The 997-nt window shown below is 49.0% G+C and carries 1 protein-coding gene; it reads left to right on the forward strand.

The window, feature by feature from the left end; translation table 11 throughout:
- A partial coding sequence (locus tag G5B11_RS19260) for a transposase (protein WP_173729333.1) occupies positions 1-997 on the forward strand: 997 nt, incomplete at both ends.

The following is a 997-nucleotide window of genomic DNA, read 5'->3' on the forward strand; positions in this document are numbered from 1 at the left end:
CAGCCCGGTTTGATTTTGATCTTCGTTTTCCGAAGATGCCGTCTTACCTCCGCAGGTCCGCAATCCAGCATGCGCTTGGAAGTGTATCTTCGTATGAGACCCGGCTGGGGCAGTGGAAAGAGTCCGGAGTGCTGTCTGGAAGGCCGAAACTTACCTGCAAGAACCATGCCATGCCGGTCTTTTACCGGGATGTGATGTACCGTGAAGGAGCAGAAGGAAAAGATGAAGCATATCTGAAACTGTACGACGGGCATGACTGGAAATGGTTCCGTGTATATTTAAAACGTACCGATATGGAATATCTTCGCAGGAACTGGAAAGGAAAGAAGGCATCGGCCCCTACATTGGAAAAGAGACACCGCCGGTATTTCCTGCGTTTTTCCTATACAGAAGAAGTAACACTGACGAAAACACCGGTAAAAGAACAGATCATCTGCAGTGTGGATCTGGGGATCAATACCGATGCGGTCTGTATTATCATGCGCTCAGACGGAACTGTCCTGGGTAGGAAGTTTATCGACTTTCCCAGTGAAAAAGACCGGATATACCGCATACTGGGACGGATCCGGAGATCCCAGAGGGAACATGGCTCAGCGCAGGCATGTGGAAGATGGGCGTATGCCAGACGTCTGAACACAGAACTTGCCAGGAAGATCGCCGGGGCAGTTACCGCTTATGCAGAAGAGAACCATGCGGATGTAATCGTATTTGAGTATCTGGAGATGAAAGGAAAGATATCAGGGAATAAGAAACAGAAGCTGCATCTGTGGAGAAAACGGGATATCCAGAAGCGCTGTGAGCATCAGGCACACAGGAAAGGGGTGCATGTATCCAGGACCTGTGCGTGGAATACCAGCCGTCTGGCATATGACGGGTCTGGGATAGTCCAGCGTGATGGAAAGAACCATAGTCTGTGTACCTTTTCAACAGGAAAAAGATATAACTGTGACCTGTCGGCTTCTTATAATATCGGGGCGAGATATTTTATCCGAGAACT

The sequence above is a fragment of the Blautia glucerasea genome (assembly GCF_013304385.1).
Taxonomy (GTDB): Bacteria; Bacillota; Clostridia; order Lachnospirales; family Lachnospiraceae; genus Blautia_A; species Blautia_A ammoniilytica.